The sequence below is a fragment of the Blastococcus sp. SYSU D00813 genome (assembly GCF_054050735.1).
The window spans coordinates 1-679 of sequence record NZ_JBJGZX010000077.1 but is presented as its reverse complement, the minus strand read 5'-3'; the positions used below and the strand labels follow the sequence as shown (position 1 = coordinate 679).

At 78.4% G+C, this 679-nt stretch carries 1 protein-coding gene; it reads left to right on the top strand.

All coding sequences use genetic code 11. The annotated features are described in order from the left end of the window. Positions 1-101: 101 nt before the first annotated feature. On the top strand, positions 102-679 hold a 578-nt coding region (locus ACI8AX_RS23595), incomplete at its 3' end, for a DUF222 domain-containing protein (protein ID WP_456552310.1).

Genomic DNA, 679 nt, shown 5'->3' with positions numbered 1-679 from the left:
CGCGGTCGGGGTGACCGTGGTGCCGCTGGCTGCCGCGCCGGAACGGGACCGGGAGCCGCTGCCGCGGGGGCCCGGGCTGGGTGCCCGACACGCTGCCGCAGATGCTGCCGGCGCGGCGGTCGTCGGCGGCGAACGCGGCGCTGTTGCAGCAGATCGCCGCGGCGGAGGCGATGCTGGCCGGGCTGCGGGTGCGGGCGGTGCTGGGGCTGGCCGCCGCCCGCCCCGATCCGCGCACCCGCCACGGCGGCGATGACGAGGACGACCAGCGGCGCCCGGGTGAGCTGGACGGGGTGAGCGAGTTCTTCACCGACGAACTGGCCACCGTGCTGGCCTGCTCCCGCACCGCGGCCGGGAAGCTGGCCGACCAGTGCGCCGCCCTGGCACACCTGCCCGCCGTCCTGGCCGCACTCGACGCCGGCACGATCGACTGGCCGCGGGCGCGGGTGTTCGCCGACCAGCTCGGCTGGAAGGCCCGCGGGGTCGATCCGGCGGTGGTCGCCGAGGTCGAGGCCGCGGTCCTGCCGGTCGCCGGGGAGCTGTCGATCCGGCAGCTGGAGGCCGCCATCCGCCAGGAGCTCGTCGCCCGGGACGCGGCGGCCTCCGACCGCCGCCGCGCGGACGCCGAACGAGGCTGCGACGTGCAGGTGCCGCCGCTGGGCGACGGGGTCAGCGAGCTGGT